The sequence below is a fragment of the Ralstonia sp. ASV6 genome (genome assembly GCF_016429285.1).
In the GTDB taxonomy this organism is placed as follows: domain Bacteria; phylum Pseudomonadota; class Gammaproteobacteria; order Burkholderiales; family Burkholderiaceae; genus Ralstonia; species Ralstonia flaminis.
This window is the reverse complement of the sequence record NZ_JAELUI010000222.1, coordinates 1-5,731: the sequence shown is the minus strand read 5'-3', so window position 1 is coordinate 5,731 and position 5,731 is coordinate 1. Positions and strand designations below refer to the sequence as shown.

Below are 5,731 nucleotides of genomic sequence, written 5' to 3'. Positions count from 1 at the left end.
CACGCCCGTGTTCCAGGGCGGTAGCGTCACCGGCTATACCTCCGTGCGCTCGATGGCCACGCCTTCGCAGATTGCCCGCGCGCAGCGTGCCTACGCCGCCATCAACGAAGGCGACACGTCCTACACCGTGCGCGCCGGTCGCATCCTGCGCACGGGCTGGCGACGCGCCGTCAATCTGTTCCAGCGCGACAGCCTGCGCTTCAAGGTCATCGGGCTGCAAAGCCTGATTGCCGTGGCCATCCTGATCGGCACGCTGTGGGCGCACATCGCGCTGGAAGCGGCCGACCTGCATGACAAAACGTGGCTGGTACTCAGCCGTGACTGGCTGTGGCTCACCGGTGTGGGCTGCGCGGGGCTTGCGACGATGTCGGGCGTGCTGCTGGCGCGCACGCTCATCCGCCCGCTGGAGGACGCGGCCACGCTGGCCACGCGCCTAGCCGCTGGTGACTTGACCACGGCCGTTGAAGTCCGCTCCAACGATGAGTTGGGCGAGGTGATGCGCGCCATGGGCACCATGCGCGCAAGCCTGTCGTCCATCGTGCGCGACATTCAGGATGGCGCCACCAACGTCGCACACAGCACGCTGCAGATTTCTGCGGGCAACCATGACCTGTCGGCCCGCACGGAGCAGCAGGCCGCCGCGCTGGAAGAAACCGCGTCGAGCATGGAAGAGCTCACGTCCATGGTTGCGCAGAACGCCGATCACGCGCGCGAAGCCAGCACGCTGGCCGAGCAGGCATCGCACATCGCGGCTGACGGCGGGCAAGTCGTGCAGCGCGTCGTGCAGACCATGGACGCCATCCGCGCCGACAGCCAGCGCGTGACCGAGATCATCGCCACCATCGAAAGCATCGCCTTCCAGACCAACATCCTGGCACTCAACGCCGCCGTGGAAGCTGCCCGCGCAGGCGAGGAAGGTCGCGGCTTTGCCGTCGTGGCCGGTGAGGTGCGCAGCCTCGCGCAACGCAGCGCGCAGGCCGCGGCACAGAGCAAGGAGATCATTCGCGCGTCGGATCAATCCGTGCGCGATGGCGTGGCGCTGGTACACCAGGCCGGCGCCACCATGACGCAGATCGTGCAGTCGGTGCAGACCGTCACCCAGCTCATGTCGGAAATCTCGGCCAGCTCGCGCGAGCAAAGCAGCGGCATTGCGCAGATCAACGACTCGGTCTCACAGCTCGATGGGGTGACGCAGCAGAACGCCACACTGGTGGAAGAAGCCGCGGCAGCCACCTCGGTGCTGGCGCGACAGTCGGAAGACCTGAAGCTCGCGGTGGCGGTGTTCCGGGCGTGATTGCAGGGCGGGTGTACCTTGCGTGTGCCCGCCCCAGACCCTAGACGGCGAAGCGCGTATCACGCTCCAGCAGCGCCGCCACCGCATCGGGCAGCAGCGGCTCGCTGAAGTAATACCCCTGCAGTACGTCGCACTGATGTGAGGTGAGGAAGGCGGCCTGTGTGGCGTCTTCCACGCCTTCGGCACACACCTTCACGCCCAGGTTGTGGGCCAGCACCACCACCGTCGTGCAGATGGCCGCATCGTTGGAATCACGGTCGATGTCCTTGACGAAGGCGCGGTCGATCTTGATGAGGTCAATCGGCAGGCGCTTCAGATACGCCAGGCTCGAATACCCCGTTCCGAAATCGTCGATGGCAATGCGCACGCCAAGCTGACGGATGGCGGTCAGATCTTCGATGGTGCGCTCAGTGCCTTCCATCAGCATGGATTCAGTCACCTCCAGCTCCAGGAAGCCCGAGCCCAGGCCGTACTGGCGCTGCAGCTTGAGCAGCGTCGGCAACACGGTACCGCGCTTGAATTGCAACGGCGATACGTTCACGGCAATCGTCAGATCGTCAGCCAGGCCGCGCGCATGCCATTCCGCACGCTGCTGCGCAGCCTCGGCCAGCACCCAGTTGCCGATATCGACGATCAACCCACTCTCTTCGGCCACCGGAATGAACGCAGCCGGCGGCAGCAGCCCCCGCGTCGGGTGAATCCAGCGGATCAGCGCTTCCAGCCCGCATACGCGGCCGGTCTGGGTGTCGATCTGCGGCTGATACAGCAGGCGGAACTGGCCCTGCTCCAGCGCAGCCCGAATCTGGTGTTCCAGGTTCAACCGGTACGACACGCCGATGTCCATCTCGGGCGCGAAGAACTCCAGCCGGTTGCGGCCGTTCTGCTTGGCGTAGTACATCGCCATCTCGGCATGGCGGATGAGGGTGTCCGCATCCGAGCCGTGCGTGGGGTACTCCGCCACGCCAATGCTCGCCGTCACGAACACTTCGTGCCCTTCCACGCGGATGGCTTCGGCAAACAGGTCAAAGCCGAAATCTACGCCGCGCGAGCCGGCATGGGAGATCACCAGCGCAAACACGTCGCCGCCAAAGCGCGCCACGGTATCGACGGTGTCGGCCGCATCGCGCAGGCGCTCGGCCACGCGGCGCAGCACCTCATCGCCCAGCAGATGCCCCAGGCTGTCGTTGATGACCTTGAAGCGGTCGATATTGACCAGCGCCACGTAGAAGCGGCTGCGCTGGCGCGCGGCCATCTCCACCGACTGCTGCACACGGTCGGCCAGCAGCGTGCGGTTGGGCAGGCCGGTGAGCGGGTCGACCGTAGCGTGCTGCGCCAGGCGCGCGCGCGTCATCTCCTGCTCGGTCACATCGTCCTGAATCCCGACGTAGTGCGTGACCGCACCCTTGGCATCGCGCACGGGCGAGAGCAGGAAGTTGTTCAAGAACGGGTGGCCATCCTTGCGGAAGTTGCGCAGCAGCACGCGAATCTCGCTCGCGTCCCGCAGGGCTGCGCGCACTTCGTTCAACGCCGGCTGACCCGGCTCGGAAGAATGCAGGAAACGGCAGTTACGGCCCAGCACCTCGTCGGCGCGGTAGCCTGTCATGCGCTCGAAGCCGGGGTTCACGTAGACCAGCGGCATGTCCGGCCGCTGCGCATCGGCCACAGAAATGCCTGACGGCACAGACTCGACCACGCGGCGCAGCAGGCGCAATTGCTCGTCGGACTCGCGGCGCTCAGTGATGTCCTGCATGGTGCCGAACAGCGCCACCACCTCGTCGCGCTCGTTGCGCTCGATGTTGCCGCGCGAGAGCACCCAACGGTGCTCGCCGTCCCGGCGGATCATCTCCAGCTCCAGCGAATACGGCTCGCCTTCGGTTACGGCATGGCTGGCAGCTTCACGCAGGCGGTTGAAGCTGTCGGCAGTAAAGAACTGCGACTGTTGCGCGAATGTGGGCGGCAAACCTGCCGGCACGCCGGTCAGCACGTACATGCCGGAAGACCACGTGGTGGAGTCCCGCAGCACGTCCCAGCGCCAGCTACCGAGTAGCGCGATCTGTTCGGCCACGCTCAGGTTGGCCTCGCTTGCTCGCAGCTCCTGCTCCATGGCCGAACGCTGCGAGATATCGCTCACGCCGCCCACCATGCGTACGGCACGGCCGTCCTTGCCACGATAGATGCTGGCGCGAATCTCCACCGTGCGCGTGGCGCGGTTGGCATCAATCACGCGGCAGACGCTGTGCCAGCTGTTCTGGTCCGAATGCAGCACCGCGCGCAACTCCTGACCGAACGCGTCCACATCGTCCGGATGCACGAACTGGTGGAAAGTCAGCGTGCGCGATACACCGTCGTCTTCACCGGGGCCCATCAGCGCGTCGCTGCCCAAGAGCCGGTGCAGGCTGGCATTGGCCCAGGATTCTCCGGTGGCGATATCCCAGTCGAAGATCCAGTCATTCGTGGCACGCGCCACGCGCTGAAAACGTTCGGTCAGCCGATGGACGGTGGCGTCGTGCCGCTGGATGGCCGCGCGCATCTCGTTGAAGGTGCGCTCAAGCAACGACAACTCATCGCGCGTGGTGCCCTGCTCGACCACGCGCGCGGAGAAGTCACCCGCCGCGTAGTGGCGCGCCGCATCCACCAGCGCATCGACACGCGGCAGCACGAGCCGTCGCATCGCTATCTGAATCAGCGCCAGCAGCAGCACGATCATCAACAGGATGGCGCCGCCGCCGGCCAGCGCGATGTCGCGCTGCTGGCGAATGATGTCGGTCGCGTCCACCCCGCGCACGATGCGCAGGCGCCCGGCGGCGGCGTGCGGCACCACCATGGCGGCGTAGGCGCGGCGCACGCCATCGGTGTCGTCCACCAGCACCGGATCACCCGGCTGCTGGCCAGCCATGGCCACCAGCGTTCCCTTTGCAATCGTGGGGGCCTGCTCGGGCGTCATCGTGGCGTTGATCGACAGCACGTTGCCGGACGCGTCGATCAGGTAGACCGGTGCCCCCGACATACCACCAGAGGCGGCCGAGATCAGAGCACTTTGCCGCACGGCCGCATAGGCCACACCCCGGATGGCGCCATCGCCGGCCACCATCGGCCGCGCAGAAACGATCACGGCCTGGTTGGACGCCTTCCCAATGACGAATGTCGACAGCGCCGGCTGACCGGTCGCCAGGATCTCGTGCACATATTCACGATCCGACACGTCGATACCGAGATTGGCCGGATCGGGCGTACACACCAGCTTGCCATGCGCGTCGATCACGCCGAGGTTGGAAAGCTCGTTCTGGTTATGGAAGACGCGGTTGACGAAGCGACTGCATTCCTGCTGGTCCATGCGCAGCGCCGAATCGTCGGCCACCAGCACGGAGAGCAGTTCGTTAGCGTTGGACAGCACCATCCCGACGCGCGCGGCGGCGGACTCGGTCTCGTGGGTCAGGCGCTGGGCAAGATGATCGTTGAGCCGGTCACGATAGAGCGCCACGCCGGCAATCGCCACAACAATAGCCGGCAAGGCGGCCACCGCAGCCAGTGCAAGCAAACGGCCGCGCAGCGTGGTGGGAAAAAAAGCGTGCTTCGGCACTTGAATGACCGGTAGAGCCTTGGTGTGGAGAGCGGATGCACTCTGCGGCTGCACCTCAGTGACGACACGACATGCGGCTCAGGGACCGTACGCCAAGGCACACGATGCAGTTGCGGCATCGTGCCGGCTGACGGCTGACGCAGTGCGCAAGCATTTTGCTTGCAATTCCTATCGCACGCAACTTGTGGAAATTGTGCACGCAACTGTTGCAATCCAGGTGGTTTTGTTGACGTTTCAGGGTTTCCAGGGGGCCAACTCGCTCTAAAATCCGGGCACATGTCAAACACGCCCGAATCTCGCCCCGTGGGCACCGCCCCACGCCGCCTGTTGTTCCGCCTACTGCCGGGCGTGGTGTTTGCCGCGCTGGTGCCGTTTGCGGGGTTGATTGCGGTGGCCGTCTCCACGGTGTACGACGACACCCGGCAGGAGATCGACAACCGCCTGGACCAGGTGATGTCGCAAGCGGCCCGCCCGATCGACGCGCGGCTGGCCACCATCATCGACCGCCTCTCCGCTGCCGCCGAGGGCGCCAGCAACCTGCACAAACCGGCCGACGGCCAAGCCTGGCTCGACGCCCATGCCGAATTGCGCGGCGCCTTCGACAACGTACTGGTGGTCGGCGCCGACGGCACCATCCTGGCCGATGCGCCGGCGCTGCCTGAACGGCGTGGCGACAACATGGCCGACCACCCCATCTTCAAGACCGTGCGCGACACGCGTCGGCTCTACATGCCGGAACCGTTCCTGGCACCGGCGGGCAAGCGTCCGGTGGCCTCGTTTGCGGCACCGCTGCACGGCAATGACGGCGGCTTTGCTGGGCTGGTGATCGGATCGATCGAACTGTCTCGCAATCCGAT

At 65.8% G+C, this 5,731-nt stretch carries 2 protein-coding genes and 1 pseudogene; 2 read left to right on the top strand and 1 reads right to left on the bottom strand.

Annotated features, from left to right (window positions below):
- Nucleotides 1-1,294: methyl-accepting chemotaxis protein (locus JHD73_RS26075; RefSeq protein WP_199033059.1), on the top strand; the 1,294-nt coding region annotated here is incomplete at its 5' end.
- A gap of 40 nt (nucleotides 1,295-1,334) precedes the next feature.
- Here JHD73_RS26075 and JHD73_RS26070 read toward each other — a convergent pair.
- Nucleotides 1,335-4,874 carry an EAL domain-containing protein gene (locus tag JHD73_RS26070; protein ID WP_199033058.1) on the bottom strand — a complete coding sequence of 1,180 codons (3,540 nt, stop codon included), beginning with the start codon at nucleotides 4,872-4,874 and terminating at the stop codon, nucleotides 1,335-1,337.
- Nucleotides 4,875-5,177: 303 nt separating this feature from the next.
- On the opposite strand from JHD73_RS26070, the pseudogene JHD73_RS26065 reads away from it, so the two are divergent.
- A pseudogene (locus tag JHD73_RS26065) lies at nucleotides 5,178-5,731 on the top strand (histidine kinase); the annotation flags it as partial.